Origin of the sequence: Thermobacillus sp. ZCTH02-B1 (genome assembly GCF_002159085.1) — a bacterium.
Lineage (GTDB): Bacteria > Bacillota > Bacilli > Paenibacillales > Paenibacillaceae > Thermobacillus.
The window spans coordinates 368,481-393,311 of the sequence record NZ_LZRU01000009.1 but is presented as its reverse complement, the minus strand read 5'-3'; the positions used below and the strand labels follow the sequence as shown (position 1 = coordinate 393,311).

Annotated in this window: 32 protein-coding genes; 28 read left to right on the top strand and 4 right to left on the bottom strand. The window is 66.5% G+C overall.

Annotation, left to right across the window (positions count from 1 at the left end):
* Positions 1–146: 146 nt before the first annotated feature.
* From A9Z00_RS03590 to mntR, 5 genes are all read left to right on the top strand, one after another.
* Positions 147–1,187 carry a metal ABC transporter substrate-binding protein gene (locus A9Z00_RS03590; RefSeq protein WP_296974434.1) on the top strand — a complete coding sequence of 347 codons (1,041 nt, stop codon included), beginning with the start codon at positions 147–149 and terminating at the stop codon, positions 1,185–1,187.
* A gap of 60 nt (positions 1,188–1,247) precedes the next feature.
* A complete protein-coding gene (locus A9Z00_RS03585) occupies positions 1,248–2,048 on the top strand; it encodes a metal ABC transporter ATP-binding protein (RefSeq protein ID WP_296974432.1) in 801 nt (266 codons plus the stop codon).
* Positions 2,049–2,081: 33 nt separating this feature from the next.
* Positions 2,082–2,888, top strand: coding sequence for a metal ABC transporter permease (locus A9Z00_RS03580; RefSeq protein ID WP_296974430.1), 807 nt, complete (start codon positions 2,082–2,084; stop codon positions 2,886–2,888).
* A gap of 21 nt (positions 2,889–2,909) precedes the next feature.
* Positions 2,910–3,620 carry a cytochrome c biogenesis CcdA family protein gene (locus A9Z00_RS03575; protein WP_296974428.1) on the top strand — a complete coding sequence of 237 codons (711 nt, stop codon included), beginning with the start codon at positions 2,910–2,912 and terminating at the stop codon, positions 3,618–3,620.
* Positions 3,621–3,932: 312 nt separating this feature from the next.
* Positions 3,933–4,355, top strand: a complete 423-nt coding sequence (mntR, locus tag A9Z00_RS03570; RefSeq protein ID WP_296974426.1) for a transcriptional regulator MntR — start codon at positions 3,933–3,935, stop codon at positions 4,353–4,355.
* 83 nt (positions 4,356–4,438) lie between these two features.
* On the opposite strand, the gene A9Z00_RS03565 is transcribed toward mntR, so the two are convergent.
* Positions 4,439–4,747 (bottom strand): hypothetical protein, encoded by a 309-nt coding sequence (locus tag A9Z00_RS03565; protein WP_296974424.1) that lies wholly within the window; start codon positions 4,745–4,747, stop codon positions 4,439–4,441.
* A gap of 19 nt (positions 4,748–4,766) precedes the next feature.
* Positions 4,767–5,747 (bottom strand): DUF1385 domain-containing protein, encoded by a 981-nt coding sequence (locus A9Z00_RS03560; RefSeq protein WP_296974421.1) that lies wholly within the window; start codon positions 5,745–5,747, stop codon positions 4,767–4,769.
* Positions 5,748–5,937: 190 nt separating this feature from the next.
* Between A9Z00_RS03560 and A9Z00_RS03555 the strand changes: the two genes are divergently transcribed.
* The 5 genes from A9Z00_RS03555 (at position 5,938) to A9Z00_RS03535 (ending at position 10,422) form a co-directional block, all read left to right on the top strand.
* Positions 5,938–6,486, top strand: a complete 549-nt coding sequence (locus A9Z00_RS03555; protein ID WP_296974418.1) for a YqhR family membrane protein — start codon at positions 5,938–5,940, stop codon at positions 6,484–6,486.
* Positions 6,487–6,794: 308 nt separating this feature from the next.
* A complete protein-coding gene (gene aroQ, locus A9Z00_RS03550) occupies positions 6,795–7,259 on the top strand; it encodes a type II 3-dehydroquinate dehydratase (protein ID WP_296974415.1) in 465 nt (154 codons plus the stop codon).
* 4 nt (positions 7,260–7,263) lie between these two features.
* Positions 7,264–8,340: a M24 family metallopeptidase gene (locus A9Z00_RS03545; protein WP_296974413.1), complete on the top strand. Its 1,077-nt coding sequence runs from the start codon at positions 7,264–7,266 to the stop codon at positions 8,338–8,340.
* A 57-nt stretch (positions 8,341–8,397) separates the two neighbouring features.
* On the top strand, positions 8,398–8,955 hold the full coding sequence (gene efp / locus A9Z00_RS03540) for an elongation factor P (protein WP_296974411.1): 558 nt from the start codon (positions 8,398–8,400) through the stop codon (positions 8,953–8,955).
* Positions 8,956–9,168: 213 nt separating this feature from the next.
* Entirely contained in the window at positions 9,169–10,422 is a 1,254-nt protein-coding gene (locus A9Z00_RS03535; RefSeq protein WP_296974408.1) for an aspartate kinase, read from the top strand.
* Between the two features lie 61 nt (positions 10,423–10,483).
* Here the strand turns inward: A9Z00_RS03535 and A9Z00_RS03530 are convergent, their stop codons facing one another.
* Together A9Z00_RS03530 and comA are read right to left on the bottom strand one after the other, a co-directional pair.
* On the bottom strand, positions 10,484–10,948 hold the full coding sequence (locus A9Z00_RS03530) for a DUF441 domain-containing protein (protein WP_296974407.1): 465 nt from the start codon (positions 10,946–10,948) through the stop codon (positions 10,484–10,486).
* Between the two features lie 342 nt (positions 10,949–11,290).
* Positions 11,291–12,154 (bottom strand): phosphosulfolactate synthase, encoded by an 864-nt coding sequence (gene comA, locus A9Z00_RS03525; RefSeq protein ID WP_296974404.1) that lies wholly within the window; start codon positions 12,152–12,154, stop codon positions 11,291–11,293.
* A gap of 163 nt (positions 12,155–12,317) precedes the next feature.
* Between comA and A9Z00_RS03520 the strand changes: the two genes are divergently transcribed.
* The 18 genes from A9Z00_RS03520 to xseB all read left to right on the top strand — a co-directional run bounded on the left by A9Z00_RS03520 (position 12,318) and on the right by xseB (position 24,803).
* Entirely contained in the window at positions 12,318–12,584 is a 267-nt protein-coding gene (locus A9Z00_RS03520) for a YqhV family protein (RefSeq protein WP_296974402.1), read from the top strand.
* Positions 12,585–12,684: 100 nt separating this feature from the next.
* Positions 12,685–13,680, top strand: coding sequence for a stage III sporulation protein AA (gene spoIIIAA / locus A9Z00_RS03515; protein ID WP_296974400.1), 996 nt, complete (start codon positions 12,685–12,687; stop codon positions 13,678–13,680).
* Positions 13,674–14,189, top strand: a complete 516-nt coding sequence (spoIIIAB, locus tag A9Z00_RS03510; protein WP_296974398.1) for a stage III sporulation protein SpoIIIAB — start codon at positions 13,674–13,676, stop codon at positions 14,187–14,189. The genes spoIIIAA and spoIIIAB overlap by 7 nt, the downstream gene beginning before the upstream one ends.
* Before the next feature lie 14 nt (positions 14,190–14,203).
* Entirely contained in the window at positions 14,204–14,407 is a 204-nt protein-coding gene (gene spoIIIAC, locus A9Z00_RS03505) for a stage III sporulation protein AC (RefSeq protein WP_296974395.1), read from the top strand.
* A gap of 32 nt (positions 14,408–14,439) precedes the next feature.
* Positions 14,440–14,835: a stage III sporulation protein AD gene (gene spoIIIAD, locus A9Z00_RS03500; protein WP_296974392.1), complete on the top strand. Its 396-nt coding sequence runs from the start codon at positions 14,440–14,442 to the stop codon at positions 14,833–14,835.
* A gap of 5 nt (positions 14,836–14,840) precedes the next feature.
* The gene (spoIIIAE, locus tag A9Z00_RS03495) at positions 14,841–16,049 is read left to right on the top strand and encodes a stage III sporulation protein AE (RefSeq protein WP_296974389.1); all 1,209 of its coding nucleotides are present in this window, start codon (positions 14,841–14,843) and stop codon (positions 16,047–16,049) included.
* A 34-nt stretch (positions 16,050–16,083) separates the two neighbouring features.
* Complete coding sequence (gene spoIIIAF / locus A9Z00_RS03490) at positions 16,084–16,887, top strand: stage III sporulation protein AF (protein WP_296974385.1); 804 nt, start codon at positions 16,084–16,086, stop codon at positions 16,885–16,887.
* Between the two features lie 36 nt (positions 16,888–16,923).
* Positions 16,924–17,559, top strand: coding sequence for a stage III sporulation protein AG (gene spoIIIAG, locus A9Z00_RS03485; RefSeq protein WP_296974382.1), 636 nt, complete (start codon positions 16,924–16,926; stop codon positions 17,557–17,559).
* Positions 17,560–17,593: 34 nt separating this feature from the next.
* Positions 17,594–18,193 carry a SpoIIIAH-like family protein gene (locus tag A9Z00_RS03480; protein WP_296974380.1) on the top strand — a complete coding sequence of 200 codons (600 nt, stop codon included), beginning with the start codon at positions 17,594–17,596 and terminating at the stop codon, positions 18,191–18,193.
* A 215-nt stretch (positions 18,194–18,408) separates the two neighbouring features.
* Positions 18,409–18,900 carry an acetyl-CoA carboxylase biotin carboxyl carrier protein gene (accB, locus tag A9Z00_RS03475; RefSeq protein ID WP_296974377.1) on the top strand — a complete coding sequence of 164 codons (492 nt, stop codon included), beginning with the start codon at positions 18,409–18,411 and terminating at the stop codon, positions 18,898–18,900.
* 27 nt (positions 18,901–18,927) lie between these two features.
* Positions 18,928–20,295 carry an acetyl-CoA carboxylase biotin carboxylase subunit gene (gene accC, locus A9Z00_RS03470; protein ID WP_296974376.1) on the top strand — a complete coding sequence of 456 codons (1,368 nt, stop codon included), beginning with the start codon at positions 18,928–18,930 and terminating at the stop codon, positions 20,293–20,295.
* 66 nt (positions 20,296–20,361) lie between these two features.
* Complete coding sequence (locus A9Z00_RS03465) at positions 20,362–20,772, top strand: Asp23/Gls24 family envelope stress response protein (RefSeq protein WP_296974373.1); 411 nt, start codon at positions 20,362–20,364, stop codon at positions 20,770–20,772.
* A gap of 78 nt (positions 20,773–20,850) precedes the next feature.
* Positions 20,851–21,408 carry an alkaline shock response membrane anchor protein AmaP gene (amaP, locus tag A9Z00_RS03460; RefSeq protein WP_296974371.1) on the top strand — a complete coding sequence of 186 codons (558 nt, stop codon included), beginning with the start codon at positions 20,851–20,853 and terminating at the stop codon, positions 21,406–21,408.
* 15 nt (positions 21,409–21,423) lie between these two features.
* On the top strand, positions 21,424–21,669 hold the full coding sequence (locus A9Z00_RS03455; protein ID WP_296974369.1) for a DUF2273 domain-containing protein: 246 nt from the start codon (positions 21,424–21,426) through the stop codon (positions 21,667–21,669).
* Positions 21,670–21,804: 135 nt separating this feature from the next.
* The gene (nusB, locus tag A9Z00_RS03450; protein WP_296974367.1) at positions 21,805–22,263 is read left to right on the top strand and encodes a transcription antitermination factor NusB; all 459 of its coding nucleotides are present in this window, start codon (positions 21,805–21,807) and stop codon (positions 22,261–22,263) included.
* Positions 22,264–22,278: 15 nt separating this feature from the next.
* Positions 22,279–23,136, top strand: coding sequence for a bifunctional methylenetetrahydrofolate dehydrogenase/methenyltetrahydrofolate cyclohydrolase FolD (gene folD, locus A9Z00_RS03445; RefSeq protein ID WP_296974364.1), 858 nt, complete (start codon positions 22,279–22,281; stop codon positions 23,134–23,136).
* A 28-nt stretch (positions 23,137–23,164) separates the two neighbouring features.
* Positions 23,165–24,535, top strand: a complete 1,371-nt coding sequence (gene xseA, locus A9Z00_RS03440) for an exodeoxyribonuclease VII large subunit (RefSeq protein ID WP_296974362.1) — start codon at positions 23,165–23,167, stop codon at positions 24,533–24,535.
* 16 nt (positions 24,536–24,551) lie between these two features.
* On the top strand, positions 24,552–24,803 hold the full coding sequence (xseB, locus tag A9Z00_RS03435) for an exodeoxyribonuclease VII small subunit (RefSeq protein ID WP_296974740.1): 252 nt from the start codon (positions 24,552–24,554) through the stop codon (positions 24,801–24,803).
* The last annotated feature ends 28 nt before the right edge of the window (positions 24,804–24,831 follow it).

Here is a 24,831-nt window from a genome sequence, read left to right as displayed (position 1 = left end):
ATACGGGCAGGCCGTGACCGCCGCTTTCCGGGCGGAGGGCCTGCCCGTTTCTTGTTGACAGCCCGGAGGGGGACGGATATACTTACATCGTAATAGTTACGATTACGATTAAGAGAAAGAGCAGCGGGATGGGAGTGGTTTGCGACATGAGGCGTGCCGGGACTGGCTTTGGAAATGGCAGGCTGTTCCGGTTCACGGCGGCCCTGCTGGCGGCGGCGATGCTGACGGCGGGCTGCGGCGGAGCGGGAGGAGGAACAGGGGGCGCCCGGACGAACGGTCCGGAAGCCGGCGGCGGAGACGGTTCCGCGGCGGACGGCAGACCGGTCGTCGTGACGAGCATCTATCCGCTGTATTTTCTCGCGTCGGGCATCGGCGGAGCGCTCGCGGATGTCGCAAACCTCGTGCCGGCGGGCGTGGAACCGCATGACTGGACGCCGAAGAGCCGTGATCTGGCGCGCATCGCGGGGGCCGACCTGTTCCTTGTCACCGGTACGGGGTTCGAGGGTTGGACGGACGAACTGCTGGAAGGGATCGGGGCGGACGCCGGCGTGCTCATCGCGGAGGCCGGCGCGGGGATCGAACTCATTCCGCTGGAGCCGGATGCCGGAGCGCACGGCCGGGATCATGAACAGGGCGGACACCGGAACGGACACGGGCATGAAGGTGCCGTCGATCCGCATATCTGGGTCAGTCCGAAGTCGATGCTGAAGATGGCGGAAAACGTGCGGGACGCGCTGATCCGGGTCGATCCGGAGCACGCGGACGCCTATGAAGCGAACCACCGGGCGCTGGCCGGACGCCTCGAGGCGCTCGATCAGGCGTACGAGCGCGGGCTTTCCGGCCTCAGCCGGCGGGACATCGTCGTCTCCCACCGCGCGTTCGCCTATCTTTGCCGCGATTACGGTCTGAACCAGATCGCCGTCATGGGGCTCAATCCGGAGGAGGAACCGAAGGCGCAGGATCTGAAGCGGATCGTGGCATTCGTGCGGGAGAACGGCATCCGGTACATTTTCTTCGAGGAGCTCGTCTCGGACCGGCTCGCGCGCACGCTGGCGGAGGAGGCGGGCGCGGAGACGCTCGTCCTGAATCCCGTCGAGGGGCTGACGCCCGAACAGGAAGCCGCAGGCGAAGATTTTGTGACAATCATGGAGAAAAATTTGCAAAACCTGATCAAAGCTCTACAATGAATCTTGAAGCGGCCGGCCGACGGAAGGGCCGGTTCCGCATCCGGAAGAAGGTGAAGCGCCGTGACGACCGGAGCAGGTCCGGCCGACGCCGGCTGCCATCAGCCGGTCATTGAACTTGAGGACGTCTCGTTCGCCTACGAGCGGCGCCCGGTCATCGAGCACCTGAACTTCACCGTGCGGGAGCGGGATTTTGCGCTGCTCACCGGCCCGAACGGCGCGGGCAAGACGACGCTGCTCAAGCTGATTGTCGGTCTGCTCGAGCCGGACGCCGGCGAGATCCGCCTGTTCGGCGAGCCCGCCCGCCGTTTCCGGCGCAGGGAACGGATCGGCTACGTGCCGCAGAAGAGCGCGTTCAATCCGCTGTTCCCCGCGACGGTGCGCGAAGTCGTGCTGTCCGGCCTGTACGGGCGGCACCGGCTGTTCCGCCGCCTGACGAAGGAGGATTACCGGAGGGCGGAGGACGCGATGCACGCGCTGGGCATCGCGGATCTGGCCGGCAAGCGGATCGGCATGCTTTCCGGCGGGCAGCAGCAGCGGGTGTTTCTCGCGCGCGCGCTCGTGAACAACCCCGGGCTGCTCATCCTCGACGAGCCGACGGTCGGCATCGACGCGGAGACGCAGGAGAGTTTCTATCATCTGATCCGGCACATGCACCGGCATCACAACATCACGTTCCTGATGGTGTCCCATGACCGGGACCGGCTGGGCGATTATCTGGAGGGCGAACCCGCCGCGGTGGCGGGAAGGCTGAAATTCTATGTCCGCCACTCGCATGATCGGACGGACTGCGGGGAGACGGATTTGACCCACAGCCTGCGGGCATACCGCCGCGAGGCGGACGAGCCGGCCCTCGTCCGCTGACCGGGCGGGCCGATACGGGAGGGACGCATCGGCTTGGATTTGCTGACGATGGAATTTTTCCGGCGCGCGCTGATCGGCGGTGCGCTGATCGCGGCCTCCGGCCCGCTGCTCGGGCTGTTCCTCGTGCTGCGCCGGCTCTCGATGATCGGCGACACGCTGTCGCACGTCTCGGTCGCCGGCGTCGCGGCGGGTTACCTGCTCGGACTCGGGTCGCCCGCGGCGGGCGGCATGGCGGCGGCGCTGCTCGCGTCGCTCGCCGTCGAGCGGCTGCGCAGGGCGTACAAGACCTACGCCGAGCTGTCGATCGCGATCCTGATGGCGGGCGGCATCGCGCTCGCGTCGCTCCTGTTCTCGCTCGACAGGGGATTCGGCGTGAACATCACGAGCTATCTGTTCGGCAGCATCTATACGCTGAACGATGCGGATCTGACGGCGATCGCCGCCGTGACGGCCGTCGTGCTGGCGGCGGTTGCGCTGCAATACAAGGAATGGTTCCTGATGACGTTCGACGAGGACGCCGCAGCGGTCGGGGGACTGCCGGTCCGGGCGCTCAATCTCGGGATGAGCGTGCTGACCGCCCTCGTCATCGGCGTCTCGATCAAGATCGTCGGCGCGCTGCTCGTATCCGCGCTGCTGACGATTCCCGCCGCGTGCGGCCTGCTGGCCGCGCGCAGCTTCCGCCAGTCGGCGCTGCTTGCGGTCGGCGTCGCCGAGGCGGCGATGCTCGCCGGTCTGCTCGCCGCGGGCTTCTGGAACCTTGCGCCCGGGGCGACGGTCGTCCTGCTCCTGATCGCCGTCCTGCTCGCGACGCTCATCTTCAGGCGCAGGCCCCGCCTGTAAATCGAAGGGAGGTTCTCCGCCATGAACCTGAACGTCTGGATCGCGCTCGGCGCCGGCTTCGCATCGTTCGTCTCGCCGTGCTGCCTGCCGCTGTATCCGTCCTATCTGTCCTATATCACGGGCATATCGGTGAGCGATCTGAAGGAAGGCAGCAAGCCGCGCGAGATGCGGATCCGGATGGCGGTGCACACGCTCTTCTTCCTGCTCGGTTTCTCGGTGGTGTTCTACACGCTCGGCTACGGCGTCAGCGCGTTCGCCGACTTCTTCTACGAACATTCGGATCTCATCCGGCAGATCGCGGCGCTCATCGTCATTCTGATGGGCCTGTTCCTGGCCGGCATCTTCCAGCCGAAGGCGCTCATGCGGGAATACAGGTTCCGCTTCGGCGGGAGGAAGGCCGGGCTCCTCGGTTCGTTCATCTTCGGCCTCGGCTTCTCGATGGGCTGGACGCCGTGCGTCGGGCCGATCCTGGCGGCGATCCTCGGACTGCAGGCGACGTCGCCCGGCTCCTGGTTCGCGATGACGACGGCGTACGCGGCCGGCTTCGCCATACCGTTCTTCATCCTCGCGTTCTTCCTCGGATCGGCGCGGGCGTTGCTCCGCTATTCGAACGCGGTGATGAAGACCGGCGGCGTGCTGCTCGTCGTGCTCGGCATCACGCTGTTCACGGACCAGTTGACGCGCATCACCGTCTATCTGAACTCGATCACGCCGGATTGGCTGAAGTTTTAATGAAGAAACCCGCGACCGGTTGGTTTCGGGGTCACGTCAACACGTTGGCGCCGTTGGAAGGAACGGAGCCGACGTGTTCCTTTTTTTCAGGAAACGCCCTGCGTTTCCCGGCAACCGTTTTTTCGGGCGCAAACGATTCTCCCGTGACCTTCCCGACGCTTATGTCATATAACGGATACTGCCCGGATCCCCCATGACCCGGACGATTGCGCAAACTGGCGAATTCCCTCCGGATATGATACAATGTTTACTCGTCCGGAACCGCTGCGCGAGCTGCGGGCCGGCGCGACGGGGGATTCGAGGAGGTTGCCGATGGCCACGCCGAGCATGGAAGATTATCTGGAACGGATCTACCGGCTGATTGACGAAAAGGGCTATGCCCGCGTCTCCGACATCGCGGAGGGCCTGGACGTCCATCCGTCGTCCGTCACGAAGATGATCCAGAAGCTCGACAAGGATGAATATCTGATCTACGAGAAATACCGCGGTCTCGTGCTGACGGCGAAGGGCAAGCGGATCGGCAAGCGGCTCGTCGACCGGCACAAGCTGCTCGAGCAGTTCCTCGGCATGATCGGCGTCCGGGAGGAGAACATCTACCGCGACGTGGAAGGCATCGAGCATCATCTGAGCTGGGACTCGATCACGTGCATCGAGACGCTTGTCGAATATTTCAAGCGCGACCCGAAGCGGCTGGAGGATCTGGCCGCCGTAAGGCGCGAACTGGAGAGCGAATGAACGTTTCAACCTAATCATACAAACAAAAGGCGACCCGCGATCGGGCTCTGTGTCCCGACCGCGGGTCGCCGGTTTTTCGGGGATCAATGGTATTTCGGCCGGTTCCCGTCGTCGTCCCGTCCGCCTTCGATCACCCGGAACGGCAGGGCCTTGCGGCGGGAGAAAGCGCCGGCGCCGGAACCGGTCTTCCGCCGGTCGCGGGCGGGCGGCTGCGGCGCCCGGTACCGGCGCTTGCGGAAGCGGTCCGGGGGGAAACGGTAGAGCAGATACACGATGCCGAACACGGCGGCGGGAATGATGAGCAGGGCGGGACGCTCCCGGAGCGTCGCGACGATGCCGACCGCGGCGAGCGTCAACAGGACGGCCGCAAGCGGGGTGATTTTTCCGCGCATGGGCGTTCCCCCTTCGTCTTCATGCATTGGCGGCGGCGGCCGGTTCCGGCCGCTCCGCGTAGCGCGCGTCGAGTTCGCGCATCCGCCGGAACGACGCGATCGAGACCTCGACCTGGTCGTCCGTCGGCTCCTTCGTCGTCAGGAGCTGCAGCCACAGACCGGGATAGCCGAGATACCGGAGCACGGGAATGTTGCGCACCGCGTTCGTGAACCGGAGCACCTCGTAGGATACGCCGAGCACGACGGGCAGCAGCAGGATGCGGATGTAAATGCGCTCCCAGATGCCGTTCCATTCGAAGATCGGCATCGAGTAGAGGATGACGCCGACGATGACCGACAGCACGATGAAGCTGCTGCCGCACCGGTAATGGAGGCGCGAATATTTCTGCACGTTCCGCACGGTCAGTTCCTCCCCGGCCTCGTAGCAGCTGATCACCTTGTGCTCCGCGCCGTGGTATTGGAACAGGCGCTTGATGATCGGCGTGAACGAGATCGCGTACAGATAGCCGATCAGGAATAGGATTTTGATCAGGCCTTCGATCAGGTTGTGCAGCACGATATTGTCAAAGGATTTTTTGAACAAAAGCTCTTCCACGGCAGCGGGCACGGCGGTGAAGAACAGCTTGCCGAGCGCGAACGATATGACTCCCGCGGCCGCGACGCCGAAGATCATCGAGAGGCTCCAGATTGACTCTTTTTTCCCGTCCGCGGGGTTCGTCTCCGCGCCTTCTTCGCCGGCCTCGTCCTCCGCGTACCGTTCGATCGAAAAATTGAGGTGCTGCGAACCCTTTGCGCTCGCGTCGATCAGCCCGACGATGCCCCGGATGAACGGAACCTTGAGCAGCGCCTTCACCCACGGTTTGGTCGTCTTCGGCACTTCGAAAAAGACGATGTCGTTGTTTTTGCGGCGGACCGCCGTCACGTTCACGTGTCTGCCGGAGAACATGACGCCTTCGATCACGGCCTGGCCGCCGTACAGAACGGGCTTGTCTTGCGGCAAATCGCGTTCCACCTTTCCATGGCGACACCGAAATGGGATGCAGCATCATTGTACTTGATTCGGGCCGCGATTGCCACTGCCAAAGGGAGCACGGCGGGAAACGGCGGTGCGGCGGGACGGGAATGGAGGCGCGGCGGAAAAGGCATACTACATTTCCGCATGCAGCAATGCCGGAAAGGAGGTTCCGTCCGTGGCCGGCATCTGGCACGAAGCCCGCAACCGCAGGCGCAGCGGCGGGACAAACCCGTGGACGCACGCGGCTTCCGTCGGGTTCTGGGCCGGGCTGATCTGGGGACTGATCCATTGGCTGTGCGAGCTGCTCAGATTCACCTCCGTCCACGTCGGATACTGGATCGAGCCGTTCTTCCTGCGGAAGTTCCTTGTCTCGCCCGCCGGACACGCGGCCGGCATCGCGTCGTTCATCGTGTTCTCCGTCGCGGCGGCGCTCCTGTACCGGGCCCTGCTCATCCGGTTCCGCGGTCCCTGGGCAGGCATCGTCTACGGCACGGCCTGGTGGGCCGCCATATTCGGAGGGCTGGGTCCGCTCTTCGGGATGACCGCCCCGCTCACCCGGATCGGCTGGAACACGATCTGGACGGAATGGAGCATCCACATGCTGTGGGGGCTTTTCATCGGCTATTCGATCGCCTTCGAATTTCATGATTCGGCGGGCGGCGAACGTGCGGACCATGACGGCAGGCGCGGGGCCGGAGACGGCGAACCCGCGGCGGCGGGTTGAGGAGGCATCGACGGGTGGCCGCTGCCCGTCGACGGCTTCCGTGAGGGCGCAAGGCCCGGGCGCGAGAGGCCCGGGCCTGCGAGGAGGTTTGGGATGAATCGGCGGACCCATGGTCCGTGGAGCGACTGTCCGGAGGCACGGAAAACAGGCAGGGGCCGGCGGGACCCGGGCGAACGCCCGGGCTTTGCGCTTGGAGCCGCCGCATCCGTGCCGTCCTGTGACGCCGGGTCCCGACCGCTTCTCAAAAGTGCCCGGATTGTGATAAAATGTCTTGTATCTTTGCGCAGGATGCATGCGAGAGGTGCAACATGCCCAAAATTTTGGTGCTGAACGGACCGAACCTGAACATGCTCGGCGTCCGGGAACCCGATGTCTACGGGACGGTCACGCTCGAGTCGATCGAAGCGTCGCTGCGCGAGGCGGCGGCCAGGCTCGGTGTCGAGATCGAATGCTTCCAGTCGAACCACGAAGGCGCCCTGATCGACCGGATCCATGCGTCCTTCGGGCGGGTGGACGGCATCCTGATCAACCCGGGCGCGCTGACGCACTACAGCTACGCGCTGCGCGACGCGCTCAGCGCCGTCGCGCTTCCGGTCGTGGAAGTGCATCTGTCGAACATCCACAGGCGCGAACCGTTCCGGCACGTCTCGGTCATCGCGCCGGTCGCCGTCGGCCAAATCGCCGGCTTCGGCGCGTTCGGCTACGAGCTGGGGCTGATGGCGCTTGTCCGGGAGATCGGGGCGCGGGCCGGTTCCGGGCGCGAAGGGGCGTGAAGCGATGAACACGGGCAGACGGATCACCGCGCTGCGCGCGGAGATGGAGAAGGCCGGCGTCGAGGCGATGCTCGTCGCTTCCGGCGTCAACCGCCGCTACCTGAGCGGCTTTACGGGCACGAGCGGCGCGCTGCTGTTCACACCCGGCGGCCAATATCTGCTAACGGACTTCCGCTACATGACGCAGGCGCCGGCCCAGGCGCCCGATTACCGGGTCGTCGAGCACGCGCCGGAGATGATGGACACCGTGAAGGAATTGCTCGCCGAAGCGGGCGTGAAGAGGCTCGGCTTCGAGGAGCGGCACGTCTCGTACGCCGACTGGGCGTCCTGGTCGAAGAAGCTTGCGCCGGTCGAGCTCGTGCCCCTGGACGGGCTTCCCGAGAAGCTCCGGGTGAGGAAGGACGAGGACGAGATCGCCGTGATCCGGCAGGCGGCGAAGCTTGCGGACGCGGCCTACGCGCACATCCTCCATTTCGCCCGTCCGGGCGTGACCGAACTGGATCTGGCCGCCGAGCTGGAGGCGTTCATGCGCAAGAACGGCGCCTCCGGCCCGACGTTTGACACGATCGTCGCTTCCGGCGAGCGGTCGGCGCTGCCGCACGGCGTCGCCGGCACCCGCAAGCTGCAGCCGGGCGAGTTCGTGACGTTCGATTTTGGCGCGCTCTATCAGGGATATTGCTCCGATTTGACGCGCACGATCGTCGTCGGCGAGCCGACCGACCGGCACCGGGAAATCTACGGGATCGTGCTCGAGGCGCAGGAGCACGCCCTGGCCAACATCCGGCCGGGCATGACGGGACGCGAGGCGGACGCCTTGACGCGGGACGTCATCGCAAGGTATGGTTATGGTGAGTTTTTCGGACACGGCACGGGCCACGGCATCGGTCTGGAAATCCACGAGGCGCCCAGACTGTCGCGGCACAGCGACGCGGTGCTCGAACCCGGCATGGTCGTGACCGTCGAGCCCGGCATCTACATTCCGGGTTTCGGCGGCGTGCGGATCGAGGACGACGTCGTCATCACCGAGTCCGGTATCGAGGTCTTGACCTCATCCCCGAAAGCGTTTTTCGCGACGGGATAGGCTTACAGGCTATAGGGCCGGCGGAGCCGGCGCAAATGTGCAGGGAGGAAGAGAACCGTGATCAACGTCAACGATTTCAGAACCGGTCTTACGATCGAAGTGGACGGCGAAATCTACTCCGTCCTCGAATTCCAGCATGTGAAGCCGGGCAAGGGCGCGGCGTTCGTCCGCTCGAAGCTGAAGAATCTGCGCAACGGAAACCTCGTGGAAAAGACGTTCCGCGCGGGCGAAACCGTGAACCGGGCGCAAATCGAGAACCGCGAGGTGCAGTACCTGTACAATTCCGGCGACGAATACGTCTTCATGGACAACGAGACGTTCGACCAGTTCACGCTCGACCGGAAGCAGCTCGAATGGGAAATCAACTTCCTGAAGGAAAACATGAACGTCAACATCCAGTTCTATCAGGGCGAGATCATCGGCATCAGCCTGCCGAACAGCGTTCCGCTCAAGGTCGTCGAGACGGAGCCCGGCGTCCGCGGCAACACGGCCACGAACGCGACGAAGAACGCGAAGCTCGAGACCGGGCTGATCGTGCAGGTGCCGCTCTTCATCAACGAAGGCGACGTGCTCCTGATCGATACCCGCGAAGGCAAATACATTTCCCGCGCGTAAAGCTTCGGGGACGGGCCGTCCGGAAAAGCCGGACGGCTTTCTCGTGCGTTCCGGAAGCTTCGCCCGCCGGCGGCGTCCGCGTCCACGGCGACGCGCGCAGGGTACGGGAGGCGGCCGGAGCGCGATGAATTTTGATCTATGCCGCGCATGCGCCTGATGTTATAATATTGAACTGTATGTTCATGCGATTGATTCGATAGGAGTGAGACGGCTTTGTCGTTGATCGTGATGAAATTCGGCGGCAGCTCGGTCGGCACGCCCGAACGGATGCGGCGCGTCGCGGAGCGCATCCTCGCGAGGCGCGCGGAGGGCCACGACATCGTCGTCGTCGTGTCGGCCATGGGCGATACGACGGACGATCTGATCGACCTTGCGAAACAGCTCAACCCGAACCCGCCGGCGCGCGAGATGGATATGCTGCTGACGACCGGGGAACAGGTGTCGATCGCCCTGCTGGCGATGACGATCCAGGCGATGGGAGGCGACGCGGTGTCGCTGACCGGCTGGCAGGCCGGCATCTCGACGGAGCCGGTGCACGGCCGCGCGAGGATCGCCGACATCGCGCCGAGCCGGATCCATGAGGGGCTCAAGGCGGGTCGCATCGTCATCGTCGCGGGATTCCAGGGCGTGACGGCGGACGGCGAAATCACGACGCTCGGCCGCGGCGGTTCGGACACGACGGCCGTGGCGCTGGCGGCCGCCCTGAAGGCCGATCTGTGCGAAATCTATACGGACGTCGACGGCGTCTACTCGACCGACCCCCGGATCGTGCGCAACGCCCGCAAGCTGGATGCCATCACCTACGACGAGATGCTGGAGCTCGCCCATCTCGGCGCGGCGGTGCTCCATCCGCGCGCCGTCGAATACGCGAAGCAGTACAATGTGACGCTCGTCGTCCGCTCGAGCTTCACGGACCGCGAAGGAACGCAAGTGAAGGAGGAAGCAGCGATGGAAAAGGGCATCGTCGTCCGCGGCATCGCCTATGACAAGAACGTGGCCCGCATCAGCATCATGGGCGTGGAGGACGTGCCGGGCGTGCTGGCGAAGGTGTTCGGCGCCCTCGCCGAAGCCGGCATCAACGTCGACATTATCGTGCAAAGCGGCGTGCAGGACGGCAAAGCCGATTTCTCGTTCACGGTCTCCGGCGAGGATGTGGACGCGGCGATGCACGTCATCGAACAGGTTCGGAGCATCGTTCCCTACCGCGAAGCGACGAGCGAGAGCGGCCTCGTGAAGGTGTCGATCGTCGGCGCGGGAATGGTGTCGAATCCCGGCGTCGCCGCGCAGATGTTCCAGACGATCAGCAGCCTCGGCGTCAACATCAAGATGGTGAGCACGTCCGAGATCAAGGTGTCCTGCGTCATCGGCCCGGAGAAGTTCGAGGATGTCGTCCGGGCGCTGCATACCGCCTACGGCCTCGACACGAACGAGGAGGCGTTCGTCGGCGGCCCGCAGGTGCGCCGCTGATCCCCGCATGATGCATGAAACCGTCCGCCTTGCGCAGCGGACGGTTTTTTCATGCCCGGGATCAGGTCACCCGGTCCGCGATGAACGTGAACAGCTTGTACAGGATGACGGTGATGCCGGCCGCCATGAGGGGGCCGACCGGAATGCCGCGCAGGAAGACGATCCCGAAGATCGAGCCGATGACCATGCCGACGATGAGGCGCGGGTCGAACCGGAGCATTTCCAGTCCCTTGCCGTTCACGTAGGTGGCGAGGGCGCCGCCGAGCAGCGCGAGCCATCCCGGCCAGGACGAGAAGGCGGCGAGCATTTCCTTCCATTGAATGCGCCCCGTCGCGAACGGCACGAGCACGCTGAACGTCAGGAACAGCAGGCCGAGTTCGAGCCCGCGCCGCTCGAGCAGCGGCAGGAACCGCTCCAGGTGGACGAGCTTGATGATCAGCAGCATGCAGGCGGCCGTCGAGATGATGGGACTTCGGCCGATGATGCCGATGATGATCAGGCCGACGAGGATGATTTCACCGGTCACGGACGCTCTCTCCCGAAGCCGCGGGGGTTTTCGGATGGCGCGGTTCATCGGCCTGCGGCGCCGCGCGCTCGGCGGCGGCGAAGCCGGCCGCCGGACCCGCGATCGGCGGCTTCGTTCCATTGTATGTCCAAGCCTCCGCCGGCATGCCTCTGCGGCCGGCTTCATCCCGGCGTTCCGGCCGGTTCGCGCATCCGCCCCGGTCAGGGCGCCGTTCGTCAAGCGAAGACATGGCGTCCATCCCGTCACATGCGGATTCTGCGCCGCGCGGTCCGTCACGGCCGGCCCGGCACGCCTCCGCCCGGATCGCGGAGCGTGCGGCGCGTCGGATTGCCGCCGCACCGGTCAAATCGCGTAGTCGCAGAACTCTGGCTCCCGCTGCAACATGAAGGTGTCGTTCCTCAGGGCCCGTCGCATCGCCTCCAGCGCCAGCACGTCGCCGGGAGCGATGTTGCCGAGGTGGACGTTCGGTCCGAGCTCGCGGATCAGAAACACCTGCTGCTCCTTCCGCGGCGCCTCCCACATGAGCCGGTCCGCGCGCGGAATCAGCCGGATGATCCGCTCGAACAGCGCCCGGTCCGGACGGCCGTCCCCGCCGAACAGGCCGACCGTGCCGGATTCCCGCGTCTCGATCGTCACGAGCTCGGCGCCCGCTTCCCAATCCGCTTCGGCCGTCGCCCGGAGCGCCTCCGGATCGATTGCCGAGCCTTCCGCCTTCTTTCCGTATTCCGCGAAAACCTTCAGCCCGCGCGCCCTTCCTTCGCGGATGAGCTCCGTCCGTCTTCTCCTCCCGAGTTCGATCGTCCCTTCCGACACTTCGACCCCGTCGAAGCCGAGGCCGCACACCGCGTCAAAGAACGCGGCCTCCGCACCCTGCCGGACCGCCGTCTCCAGCAGCGTGCCCCCGGGCATGACGGTGATGCCGTGCCGCCGGGCGTAGCCGATTTTCCTGAGCAGCAGTTCGTCCGGATAGAGCACGGACGTGCCGAACCCAAGCTTGATGACGTCGACGTAGGCGCCGGCCGAATCGATCAGGTCGCACCAGGCATGCCAGCCGAGGCCCCGGTCGATCACCATCGTCTTGCCGCCCGTTCGCGCGGAGGACGCCGCCGCGGATGCGGCGCCTCCCGCAGGATGCCTTGCGTCCGCGCGCCCGCCGGACGGGTCGCGCAGCTCGGGGATCCACGCCCCGTGTAGGGTCTGTCTCATGATCCGACTCTCCTTGCGTCGCTGATTTCGCGAGCAATATATGCGCAGGCGGGCGGGCGGGTGCCCGTCATGGGGAGGGACGACCCGTCATGAGGAGGGACGAGCCTGCATACAGTGTAGCGGACGGCCGCCGCAAGAACGCGGCCGGGCGGAGGTGGTCCGCATGATCGACCGATTCGTGCTCGCGATGGCGACGCTCCGGCTCCTGTCGGGAAGCATCGAGATGCTGGCGGCGCTCGTCATGCTCCGGCTCAACGAGGTGGACAAGGCGCTCGTCGTCAATTCGTCGCTCGCGCTGGTCGGGCCGTGCGTGCTGATCGCGACGACGGCCGTCGGGCTGGCGGGGCTGGCGGACAGGCTGTCTCCCGGGAAGCTCGCGTGGATCGCGATCGGCGTCGCCTGCCTGCTGATCGGCATCCTGAAGCGATAGCCCGGCCGGCCCGGCGGGACGGGCCTGGCATATTCCTCGTCTCGGGCGGCATATAGATGAGACAAGTACCGCAGCGGCAAGCGGACGAGGGGGGAACGCCATGCTCGACGGCTTGCTTGCGCTTCTGCCCGCGGAACTCGCCGCGCTGATCCGCGCCCTGCCCGCCTCCGTGCTGAACGGGCTCGAGGAGATCCGCGTCCGGCAGGACAGGCCGCTCGAGATCGGCCATGCCGGGGGCTTCGCCTATGTAACGCCGGCCGGAACCGTCACCACCGATCCGGCGGGCGGCTGGCGGCCGGACGCCGGATTGTGCGCCCGGCTCCTCGAGCGGATCACGAACCATTCGCTGTACGCGATGGAGGAGGAGCTGCGCCGCGGCTACGTGACGGTGGCCGGCGGCCACCGGATCGGCCTGGCGGGCAGGACGGTGCTCGAAGGCGGAGCCGTGCGGGGACTGCGCGACATCGGCGCCTTTAACATCCGGATCGCGCGCGAAACCAGGGGCGCATCCGCGCGGCTGCTGCCGCACATCGCCGACCGCGTGCGCCGCAGCGTGCTGTCGACGCTGATTGTCGCGCCGCCGCAGCAGGGGAAGACGACGATGCTGCGCGACATCATCCGGTCCGTCAGCTACGGCGATTGGCCGATGCCCGAGGCGCGGAGCTGGCCGGCGCGCAAAGTGGGCGTCGTCGACGAGCGGTCCGAGATCGCCGCATGCGTCCGGGGCGTGCCGGCGTTCGACGTCGGGCCGCGCACGGACGTGCTGGACGCCTGTCCGAAGGCGGAGGGCATGATGATGCTGCTGCGCTCGATGTCGCCCGAGCTGCTCGCCGTCGACGAGATCGGCCGGCCGGAGGACGCGGAGGCGATCCGCGAGGCGGCGCACGCGGGCGTGCCGGTCATCGCGACGGCGCATGCGAACGACCTGGAGGACGCGCGCGGCCGGACGACGATCCGCCGGCTCATCGACGAAGGCGCGTTCGCGGCCGTCGTCGAGCTGAGGCGGCGCGGCGCGGACATCGCGTTCCGCGTCGTGCGGCCGGGCCCGGCGGCGCGCGAGCCGACGCGCAAGGCGGGAGGCGCGGGAGCATGCTGAAGCTGGCCGGCGCGATGCTCGTGCTCGTATCCGGCACGCTGATCGGCTTCCGCCAGGCTGCCCGGTACGCGGACCGAACGGCGCAGATCCGCGATCTGCTCCACGCGCTGCAGCGGCTTGAGACCGAGATCGGCTTCGGCCACACGCCGCTTCCCGAAGCGCTCGGGCGGGCCGCCACGGGCGCGGCGGAGCCGGTCGCCGCGATCTTCATCCGCACGGCGGAGCGGCTTCGGGCGGACGGCGCCAGCGTCCGCGACGCCCTGCGCGCGGCGGTCGCGGAAGTCTGGCCCCGGACCGCGATGCGCGAACCGGAGCGGGCGGCGCTCACAAGGCTCGGCGACGCGCTCGGCATCAGCGACCGGGAGGACCAGATCCGGCATCTGCGGCTTGCGGCCGCGCTGCTTGCGGCGGAAGAAGCCGGGGCGCGGGACGAACAAATCCGGTACGGCAAGATGTGGAGAAGCCTCGGCTTCATGGCGGCGCTGCTCGTCGTCATTCTCATGTTGTAGCGGGAGGCCGGGCAATGGGTATCGACGTCAGCGCCATTTTCCAGATCGCGGGCATCGGGATCATCATCGCGATGATCCATACGGTGCTCAAACAGATGGGCAAGGAAGACATGGCGCACTGGGTAACGCTGATCGGATTCGTGGTCGTGCTGTTCATGGTCGTCCGGCTGCTGAACGATCTGTTCCGGGAGATCAAGGCGATCTTTCTGTTCCAGTAGCCGGCCAAGCACAATCAAGCGGGTGAACGCGCGTGGACATCATCCAACTCGTCGGACTCGGGCTGGTGGCGGCGGTGCTCATTCTCGTCGTCCGGGAACAGAAACCGTTGTTCGCGTTCCTCCTCGCGGCGTTCACCGGGCTGTACGTATTCCTCGAGCTGGCGGGACGGATCGAGGAAGTGATCGCGATGCTCCAGCGGCTGGCCGACCGTTCGGGCATTCCGAACGTCTGGCTCGAGACGGTGCTGAAGATCATCGGCATCGCCTACATCGCCGAATTCGGCGCGCAGATCGTGCGGGACGCGGGCCAGGAGAGCGTGGCGTCGAAGATCGAGGCCGCGGGCAAGGTGTTCATCCTCGTGATGGCCATCCCGATCATCGGCGCCATCATCGAGATGGTCATCGGGATGCTGCCCGAAGGGAGGTAAGGCGCGTGCGCCTGCTGCTGGCGCTCACCGTCCTCTGGCTCCTGTTCGCCGCCGCGCCGGCTTCGGCGATGCCCGGCGCGGAAGGCGCCGGACCGGAGGAAGACCGCGCGGACGGGGGACTCACGCGCCGGCTGACGGAGGAGCAGCTCGAAGCGATCGACACCGGCGCGATCGAGGCGTACTGGAACCGGCTGATGCGCGAATACGGCGGTTTCTTCCCGGACCGCAAGCCGCCGGGTTTTGCGGACCTCCTCAGGCCCGACGGCGAAACGCTCGACATCGGCGCCGCGCTGACCGGAATCGTCCGCTATCTGCTGTACGAAGTGATCCAAAGCGGACGGCTGATCGGCACGATCGTGCTGCTCACCGTGTTCTGCATGATTCTCGAGACCGTCCAGTCCGCGTTCGAGCAGGGGGCGGTCAGCCGGGCCGCCTACGCCGTCGCCTTCATGGTGCTGCTCGTGATCGCGGCGAACAGCTTCAACGAGGCGTTCGGCTACGCGCGGGAGGCGATCGGCGGCATGATCGAGTTCATGATCGCAATGGTGCCGCTCCTGCTCACGCTGCTCGCCTCGACGGGCAGCGTCGTCACCGTGACGGTCATGCATCCGCTCATCGTGTTCACGATCTACGCGGTCGGCACCCTGATCCAGGCGATCGTGTTCCCGCTGCTGTTCTTCTCGGCGGTGCTGCACATCGCAAGTTCCCTGTCCGAACGGTTCAAGGCGACGCAGCTCGCGGATCTCATGCGCGCGGTCGGCGCCGGAACGCTCGGCGTCCTGCTGACCGTCTTTCTCGGCGTCATCGCGGTGCAGGGCGCGGTCGGTTCGGTGACGGACGGCGTGGCGCTCCGCACCGCCAAGTTCGTCACCGGCAACTTCGTGCCGGTCGTCGGCCGGATGTTCTCGGACGCGGCCGACGCCGTGCTCAGCGCGTCGGTCATCGTGAAGAACGCGGTCGGCATCGCGGGCGTCGTGATCCTGCTCTTCCTGTGCCTGTTCCCGGCGGTGAAGATCGTCGCGCTCGCCGTCATCTACCGGCTGTCGGCGGCCGTGCTGCAGCCGCTCGGACCGAGCCCGATCGCGTCCTGCCTCGAGGCGATCGGCAAGACGATGGTCCACGTGTTCGCCGCCGTGGCGGCGGTCGGCATGATGTTCTTCCTCGCCGTCGCCGTCATTCTGGCCGCCGGAAACGCGGCGCTCATGATCCGCTGAACGGGAGTGCGCCGGACGGGGGGAGGCATGCCGCATGATGGCGTGGCTGAACGACTGGATCAAACAGATCCTCACGGTTCTGCTCCTGGCGGCGGTCGTCGACCTGCTCGTTCCCGGCAAGGCGTACGAGCGGTACACGCGGCTCGCGCTCGGCCTCATCATCCTGGCGGCGATGCTCGGCCCGGTGCTGAAGCTCTTCAGGGAAGATCCGGAGCGGCTCATCGAACGGAGCCTCGCGGGCTGGAGCGTGGCGGCGGACCGTTCGTCCGCGCGCATGCCGGGACTGGAAGCGATCCGGAGCGAAGCCGAAGCGCTGCGCGGACGGCAGGAGCGGCAGGCCGCGGAACTGGCCGCGGAAGCACTCGAGGCGTCGATCCGCGAGGCGGTGAACCGGCTGAACGGACCGAGGGCACGGGACGTCCGGGTGGAGCTCGCCGAAGGCCGCGGCGGACCGGAGATCGCTTCGGTCTCGATCGTGCTCGAGGCGGCGCGGGACCGGGAGACGGAAGACGAACCGGGGGGCGGACACGTCCCGGCGGCCGGCTCGGAGGACGGAACCGTGCGGCCGATCCGGATCGGACCGATCGATCCGGTGAAGCCGGTGGAAGCGGTGCGGATCCGGAGCGGAACGGAGCGCGCCGTTCCGGCGTCCGGTCCGGCCGCCGGCCGGGCCGGCGCGGGCGGTGGCGCGCCGGATGCGGACGGGCGCAAAGCGGACGGGCCCGCGGCGGACGGGCTCGCGGCGGCGCCCGAAGGCATCGCCGCCGTCATCCGGGCGGTCGTTCACCAGGGATGGGGGGTGGAACCGGAGCGGATCGCGGTATGGATGCCGGCCTGACGCGGCCGGCAGCAAGTCGAGCGGGAGGGATTCCGGGTGGCGAAATGGCTGGAGGGGCTGGAACGGATCGTCGGCGGCGGACCGGGAGGGGAGAAGCGCTCCCGATCGCTGCGCCTGCTGTTCATCATCGGCGGCCTGGGCGCGGCGCTGCTCGTCATCAACCCGTTCCTGTCGCTGCGCGGCGTCGAGCCGGATGAAGGCGCGGCCGGCCCGCCCCCGGAGGGCGAAGAGACGTTTCTGAACCGGGAGCCGGCGCCCGCGTCGCCGTTCGAGGCGATCGAGCAGCCGCTCGAGCAGCGGCTCAAGGAGATGCTGGAGAAGATCGTGGGCGTCGGCACGGTCGACGTGCTCGTCACGGTCGAATCGACGGAGGAGATCGTCTACGAGAAGAACAGCCGGCTGACGCGGCAGCAGACCGACGAGACGGACGGCCAGGGCGGAACCCGGCACATCGCGCAGGTTACGCAGGAGGGCACGATCGTCTTCTACGAGGTGTCCGGCGATCAGACGCCCGTCGTCGTGAAGCGGATCCAGCCGAAGATCCGCGGCATCCTCGTCGTCGCGAAGGGCGCGGAGAACCAGACGGTCCGGGCGCTCATCCTGGACGCCGTGCAGAAGGGAACCGGCGTGCCCGCCGGCCGCATCTCGGTCGTGCCGCGGAAGACGGGATGAAGCGGCTATGCCATCACAGGGGAGGAGAAGGAGCATGAACTCGAGAAGGCAGACGATTTGGCTGGTGTCGATGTTGAGCCTGATGGTCGTGCTGTCGGCGTACTATCTGTTCACGGAGGATCTCGACACGGGCCCGGCTGACGGGCGGCAGGCGGCGGCGGACGATACCGGCATCGTCGTCGACGAGGTCGATCCGGACGCCGGATGGGCGGCGGACGGCTCGCAACTGAGCGAGGAGGATGCGGAGGTGCTCCGGCAGCTCGAGGCGCAGGGGATCGGCTCGTCCGGCGGTGATTACATCGCGAAGCTGCAGCACGCGCGCACCGAGGAATTCGCGGAGGCGGCGGAGCGGCTGTACGGCATCATCGCGGACACGAGCCTCGACGCCGGCGAATCGTCGGCGGCGATGGAGCAGCTCAGCCTCCTGGAAGAGAAGGAGGAAAAACTGACCGGCATCGAGGAGGAGCTGTCCGCCCGCTTCCCGAACGTCGTCGTGACGGAGGAGAACAACCGGTACAAGGTCGTCGTCCAGAGCGAGAAGCTGGAGACCGCCGACGCGGTCGACATCGTCGACCTCGTCATGAAGACGATGGACGTGACGGCCGACCGCGTGTCGGTGCAATATGTGCCCTGACGCCGCCCGGGCGGGGCGGCGCGCAAGCCGGACGGCCCGGGGACGGGCCCGCCGGCTTGTTCCGCTTTCCGGGCGCCCGCGGAGGGGCGGCAGGAAAAAGATGTACGAGTTCCTTCCCGTTTGTGCTATAATACTTACGTTCGGTGAAGGAACCGGCGCCCGGACAGGCTTTCCGCCGCCGCGCGCAGACCTTTTGGGGAGTGAAGACAGGCAAGATGTTCAAACTCAGTGAGATCAAGGAACTGATCAAGCTGGTCGATGCGACTTCGGTGCAGGAACTCGAGATCGAGAACGAAGGCTCGCGCCTCGTCATCCGAAAACCGGGGAAGAGCGAGGTCGTCCAGGTTCCGGCGCCGCAAGCCGTTTCCGCGCATATACCGGCGGCACCCGCGACCGCGCCCGCCGCTCCGGCGCCGGAACCCGAAGCGCCCGCCGGACGGGCTTCCGCTCCGGCCCGCGAGGACAATCTGCACACGATTGTGGCTCCGATGGTCGGCACGTTTTACCGCGCGCCATCTCCGGACGCGCCGCCGTTCGTCAACATCGGCGACCGCGTCACGGAGAAGACCGTCGTCTGCATCCTCGAGGCGATGAAGCTGATGAATCCGCTTGAAGCCGAGGTGCGGGGCGAGATCGTCGACATTCTCGCCGAGAACGGGCAGCTCGTCGAGTACGGGCAGCCGCTGTTCCTCGTCAGGCCGGAGTGATCCGATCGTCGAAAGGGGTAACGTCGCTTGAAATTCCATAAAATCCTGATCGCGAACCGCGGAGAAATCGCCGTCCGGATCATCCGCGCGTGCCGCGAACTCGGCATTTCCACGGTTGCCGTCTATTCGGAGGCGGACCGCGATTCGCTGCACGTGCGGCTGGCGGACGAGGCGTACTGCATCGGGCCGGCGCCGCTCAAGGACAGCTACCTGAACTTTGCGAACATCATGAGCGTCGCGACGCTGACCGGCTGCGACGCGATCCATCCGGGTTACGGCTTCCTGTCCGAGAACGCGGACTTCGCGGAGATCGTGGAGTCCTGCAACATCGCGTTCATCGGCCCGCCGGCGGAGGCGATCGCCCGCATGGGCGACAAGTCGGCGGCGAAGCAGACGATGCGGGAGGCGGACGTCCCGGTCGTGCCCGGGTCCGACGGGCTCGTGAGCGACACGGAAGAGGCGGTCCGCATCGCCCGCGAAATCGGTTACCCGGTCATCATCAAGGCGACGGCGGGCGGCGGCGGCCGCGGCATCCGCATCGCCGAGAACGAGGAAGCGCTGATCGCGGGGCTCGAGACCGCGCGCCAGGAAGCCGAGAAGGCGTTCGGCAACGGCGGAGTCTACATCGAGAAATACCTGACGGGCATGAAGCACGTCGAGATCCAGATCATGGCCGACAAATTCGGCAATGTCGTCCATCTGTTCGAACGCGACTGCTCCGTGCAGCGCCGCCGGCAGAAGCTGATCGAGGAGGCTCCCTGCCCGGTCATGACGCCCGAGCTCCGGGAGCGAATGGGGCAGGCGGCCGTGCGCGCCGCGAAGGCGGTCGGTTACGTCGGCGCGGGCACGCTGGAATTCCTGCTCGGACCGGACGGCCAGTTCTATTTCATGGAAATGAACACGCGCATCCAGGTCGAGCACCCGGTGACGGAGATGATCACCGGCGTCGACCTGATCCGCGAGATGATCCGCGTCGCCGAGGGGCATCCGCTTTCGTTCCGGCAGGAGGACCTCCGCATCAACGGCTGGGCGATCGAGTGCCGCATCAACGCGGAGGATCCGGATCGGGGCTTCATGCCGTCCCCCGGCAAACTCGGGTTCTACCTTCCGCCGGGCGGCATCGGCGTGCGCGTCGACAGCGGTGCGTATCCGGGCTACACCGTCACGCCGCACTACGACTCGATGATCGCGAAGCTGATCGTCTGGGCGCCGACGCGCGAGGAGGCGATCGCGCGCATGAAGCGCGCGCTGGCGGAGTTCGCGATCGATGGCATCAAGACGACGATTCCGTTCCATCTCCGGGTGCTGAACCATCCGGTGTTCGAGCGCGGCGACTTTGACATCAAGTTTCTCGAGGAGCACGATCTCACCGCCGTCGATCCAGGTTTGTCATAATTCCCGCCGAATGTTATAGTATAGAAATAAACGCGGATAAGCCCAGCAAGTCCGGGGAGGTGCACCATGGAGAGCATTGCGGAAGCGGCCGATTTCGAGCGCACGGAGATCGGCACGATCCAGATCGCGCCGGAGGTCATCGCCGTGATTGCGGGCCTCGCGACCGTGGAAGTGAACGGCGTCGCGGGCATGAGCGGAGGCATCGCCGGCGGCATCGCGGAACTTCTCGGCCGCAAGAATCTGGCCAAGGGCGTCAAGGTGGAAGTCGGCCAGAAGGAAGCCGCGGTCGACGTGTCAATCGTCGTCGAATACGGGTACCGGATACCGGATGTCGCCTCCGAGATCCAGCGCAACGTGAAGCGATCGATCGAGACGATGACCGGGCTGACGGTCGTCGAGGTGAACGTCCACGTGCACGACGTTCATTTCAAATCGGCCGAGAAGGCGGAGGAAGAAGAGACGCACCGGGTGAAGTAACGGCTTTACACGGGTTTTCCCCTCGTGGACGGCATGCCGCCCGTCGGGGGGATTTTCATTATGGGGAGAGATGACGAATTGGCCAGGGTATTGGACAAGCTGCTGCTGTTCGTCTGCAGTCTGATCATCCTCGCGGCCTCCGTCGCGGCGATCGCCGCGGGCGCGGGCGTCATTCCCGAGGATGAGGCGCTGGACGCCGTCCGCGCCCTGTACGACGGCTGGGGAGTGCGCATCGCCGTCATCACCGTCTCCGCCGTCCTGCTGCTGATCAGCCTGCGCTTCCTTTACCTGTCGCTGCGGCGGGGCGGCGGCGCGGCGGCGTCGATCGACCAGCGGACCGATTACGGCGACATTCGCATCTCGCTCGAGACCGTCGAGAATCTGGCGCTCAAGGCGGCGTCCCGCCAGCGCGGCGTGCAGGATCTCCGCGCGCGCATCCGGGTCACCGACGCCGGCATCGACATCTCGATCCGGGCCGTCGTGGACGGCGACAGCCCGATTCCGTCGCTGTCGGAGGAGATGCAGCGGGCGGTCAGGGATTACGTCGAGGAAATCACCGGGATTCCCGTGGCGAATGTCGCGGTATTCGTCGCGAACATCGCGCGGAGCCAGACGTTCCGGAACCGCGTGGAATAAGAGGAGGAGTCGGCCATGTTCTGGAGGGATCTCCTGTCGACGCACGGGGGACGCGTCGCGGGCGTGCTGGCCGGCGTGTTCTTCGGCATCATCTATCTGATCGCGGGCTTCTGGGATATGCTCTTTTTCGCGCTGCTCGTTTGGATCGGCTATTACGCAGGCAAAATGAAAGACGAGCGGAGCTGGCCGGCGATCCCCTGGGACCGGCTGGGCGAAAGGCTGGGAGAATGGCTGGGCGACCGGTGGCGCCGGTTCCGTTAGGCCCTGTGATTTCCTCCGTGCGCCGGAGTCGGCGTCCCCACGGTTCGGTGCAGGGAGGAGATCATAGGTTTTTTTCGTTCGAGATCGGGGCGCGGCCCGTCTCCGGACCGCGGCTCCAGGCAACCGGGAGGCGACATGATACGCAGATTGGCGCGCGAGATCGCCGTGCAGGCGTTGTACCAGATCGAGATGAACGACACGAACGCCGCTGACGCGGTCGCGATGATTGCGGAGGAGGCGGCGCGGGAGGACAGCGAGCTCGACGCGGACCCGGCCGCGCTCGAGGCGGCGGTGCCGCGGGCGCGGGAGCTGGCCGAGGGCGTGACAAGGCACAGGCCCGCGATCGACCGGCTGCTGCAGCAGGTGCTGACCGGCTGGCAGATCGACCGGCTGTCCCGCGTCGACCGGCAGATCCTTCGCCTTGCCGCCTACGAGATCGTCTGGCGGGACGACGTGCCGCCGAAGGCGGCGGTGAACGAGGCGATCGAACTCGCGAAGCGCTTCGGCACCGAGGAATCGGGCAGATTCGTCAACGGCGTGCTTGGCCGGGTGTTGAACGAGCTTGAGACGTTGAAGCAGAACCGGCCCATTTGATAAAGGAGTGGTACCATGTCCGCAACCATCATCGACGGAAAAGCGATTGCGAACGCGATCCGCGAGGAAATCCGCGCGGAGACGGAGGCGCTCAAGGCACGCGGCATCGTACCGGGGCTCGCGGTCGTCCTTGTCGGCGACGACCCGGCGTCGAAGGTGTACGTCCGAAACAAGGAAAAGGCGTGCCTGGCGACGGGCTTTCATTCGGAGGTGCACCGGCTGCCGGCGGAAACGACGCAGGAGGAGCTGCTCGCGCTGATCGACCGGCTGAACGGCGATCCGGCCGTCCACGGCATCCTCGTGCAGCTGCCGCTGCCGGAGCATATCGACGAAAAGGCCGTCATCGGCGCGATCCGGCCCGACAAGGACGTCGACGGCTTCCACCCGGTGAACACGGGGAATCTGGTGATCGGCGACGACAGCCTGCTGCCGTGCACGCCGGCCGGCTGCATCGAGCTGCTGAAGCGGTCGGGCATCACGATCGCGGGCAAACACGCGGTCGTCATCGGCAGAAGCAACATCGTCGGCAAGCCGGCGGCGCTGCTTCTGCTGCGCGAGCACGCGACGGTGACGATCTGCCATTCGCGCACGACCAACCTGGAGGAGATCGCGCGGCAGGCCGACATCCTCGTCGTCGCGATCGGCAAGGCGAAGGCGATTGACGCGCGGTATGTGAAGCCGGGCGCCGTCGTCCTCGACGTCGGCGTCAACCGGCTGCCGGACGGCAAGCTCGCCGGCGACGTCGACTTTGAGAGCGCCAAGGAAGTCGCCGGCTGGATCACGCCGGTGCCGGGCGGCGTCGGCCCGATGACGATCACGTTCCTGCTGCGCAACACGCTGACCGCGGCGAAACGCATGCACGGCGTCGGTTGAGGCGCCGGACAAGCCGGGAGTGGAGTCCGTGGGAGAGGCTCGCATCTATTCGGTCCATGAGATCACCCGGTACATCCGGATGAAGCTGGAATCGGACGAACGGCTCGCCGATGTGTGGCTGCGCGGAGAAATCTCGAATTTCACGCACCATACGAGCGGGCACATGTATTTCACGCTGAAGGACGAGGCCAGCCGGATCAAATGCGTCATGTTCGCCGCCCACAACCGGAAGCTTCCGTTCATGCCGCGCGACGGGACGAAGGTGATCGCCCGCGGCAGCGTGGCGGTCTACGAGCGGGACGGAAATTATCAATTCTATGTGACGCAGATGCAGCCGGACGGGATCGGCTCGCTCTACCTCGCCTTCGAGCAGCTCAAGCGGAAGCTCGAGGCCGAAGGGCTGTTCGATCCGGCGCGCAAGCGGCCGCTGCCGCGGTACCCCCGGACGATCGGGGTCGTCACGTCGCCGACCGGCGCCGCGATCCGCGACATTCTGACGACGCTCGGCCGCCGCTATCCGCAGGCGAGGGTGGTCCTCGTGCCGGTGCTTGTCCAGGGGGAAGGTGCGGCGCCGTCGATCGTGCGGGCGATCGAACTGCTGAACCGGATCGGCGAGGCGGACGTGATGATCGTCGGGCGCGGCGGCGGATCGATCGAGGAGCTGTGGGCGTTCAACGAGGAAATCGTGGCCCGCGCCATCGCGGCGTCCCGCATCCCCGTCATCTCCGCGGTCGGGCACGAGACGGACTTCACGATCGCCGACTTCGCGGCGGATCTCCGCGCCCCGACGCCGACGGCGGCGGCCGAGCTCGCGGTGCCGCACATCATGGAGCTCAAGGAGACGCTGGAGCATCTCAAGCGCAGCATGCGCGTCGCGCTCGCGGCCGTCGTCGATTCGCGCCGGCAGCGTCTCGCGCGCGTCCGCCGCTCGCCGGTGCTGCTCTACCCGCGGCGCTACCTGCTGGCGCATGCGGAGCGGCTTGACCGGGCGACCGAGCGGCTGCGCGAGCGGATGCGGCACCGGGCCGGACAGAACCGACAGCGGCTGCTGGCCCTGAGGGCGCGCCTGGCGGCGGCGCATCCGGGCGGCAAGGCGGCGGTGGCCGCCGCCCGGCGGCGCGAGGCGGAGCGGAGGCTCGCGGCCGCCATGCGGACGGCCGTGAAGGACGGGCGGCAGCGCCTGGCGCTGGCGATGAGCCGGCTTGACGCGCTGAGCCCGCTCAAGGTGATGATGCGCGGCTACAGCCTCGTCTACGACGAGCGGGAGGAGCGGCTGATCCGGTCGATCCGGGACGTGCAGCCGGGAGACATGGTGAAGGTGCGGCTTCTGGACGGCCGGCTGGATTGCCATATCTGGTCGATGAGGGGAGAGGACGGCTTTGGCGGAAACGAACGTTGACCGGACGGGCGCTGGAATGCCCGGACCGGACGCGGGCAACGGGGACGCCGCCTTGAGCTTCGAGGAAGCGATGGACAAGCTCGAGGCGATCGTCGCGAAGCTGGAATCGGGCGACGTGCCGCTCGAACAAGCGATCGAGCTGTTCCAGGAGGGCATGCGACTGTCGCGGCTGTGCGGGGACAAGCTCGAGCAGGTCGAGCGGAAGATCGAGATGCTGATCGAGACGGAGCAGGGGATCGAACGCAGGCCCTTCGTTCCGGAAGAATGACCAGACCTTGAGGCGGTTGATTCGAGAC

Coding starts and splice junctions, on each gene's coding strand:
- A9Z00_RS03575 (WP_296974428.1), top strand. CDS start 2,910: ATGAACCTGAACGTCTGGATCGCGCTCGGCGCCGGCTTCGCATCGTTC.
- A9Z00_RS03480 (WP_296974380.1), top strand. CDS start 17,594: ATGAACTCGAGAAGGCAGACGATTTGGCTGGTGTCGATGTTGAGCCTG.
- nusB (WP_296974367.1), top strand. CDS start 21,805: ATGATACGCAGATTGGCGCGCGAGATCGCCGTGCAGGCGTTGTACCAG.
- A9Z00_RS03455 (WP_296974369.1), top strand. CDS start 21,424: ATGTTCTGGAGGGATCTCCTGTCGACGCACGGGGGACGCGTCGCGGGC.
- A9Z00_RS03520 (WP_296974402.1), top strand. CDS start 12,318: ATGATCGACCGATTCGTGCTCGCGATGGCGACGCTCCGGCTCCTGTCG.
- A9Z00_RS03465 (WP_296974373.1), top strand. CDS start 20,362: ATGGAGAGCATTGCGGAAGCGGCCGATTTCGAGCGCACGGAGATCGGC.
- aroQ (WP_296974415.1), top strand. CDS start 6,795: ATGCCCAAAATTTTGGTGCTGAACGGACCGAACCTGAACATGCTCGGC.
- folD (WP_296974364.1), top strand. CDS start 22,279: ATGTCCGCAACCATCATCGACGGAAAAGCGATTGCGAACGCGATCCGC.
- accB (WP_296974377.1), top strand. CDS start 18,409: ATGTTCAAACTCAGTGAGATCAAGGAACTGATCAAGCTGGTCGATGCG.
- spoIIIAB (WP_296974398.1), top strand. CDS start 13,674: ATGCTGAAGCTGGCCGGCGCGATGCTCGTGCTCGTATCCGGCACGCTG.
- spoIIIAA (WP_296974400.1), top strand. CDS start 12,685: ATGCTCGACGGCTTGCTTGCGCTTCTGCCCGCGGAACTCGCCGCGCTG.
- A9Z00_RS03565 (WP_296974424.1), bottom strand. CDS start 4,747: ATGCGCGGAAAAATCACCCCGCTTGCGGCCGTCCTGTTGACGCTCGCC.
- A9Z00_RS03590 (WP_296974434.1), top strand. CDS start 147: ATGAGGCGTGCCGGGACTGGCTTTGGAAATGGCAGGCTGTTCCGGTTC.
- mntR (WP_296974426.1), top strand. CDS start 3,933: ATGGCCACGCCGAGCATGGAAGATTATCTGGAACGGATCTACCGGCTG.
- spoIIIAC (WP_296974395.1), top strand. CDS start 14,204: ATGGGTATCGACGTCAGCGCCATTTTCCAGATCGCGGGCATCGGGATC.
- xseB (WP_296974740.1), top strand. CDS start 24,552: ATGCCCGGACCGGACGCGGGCAACGGGGACGCCGCCTTGAGCTTCGAG.
- spoIIIAF (WP_296974385.1), top strand. CDS start 16,084: ATGATGGCGTGGCTGAACGACTGGATCAAACAGATCCTCACGGTTCTG.
- comA (WP_296974404.1), bottom strand. CDS start 12,154: ATGAGACAGACCCTACACGGGGCGTGGATCCCCGAGCTGCGCGACCCG.
- A9Z00_RS03545 (WP_296974413.1), top strand. CDS start 7,264: ATGAACACGGGCAGACGGATCACCGCGCTGCGCGCGGAGATGGAGAAG.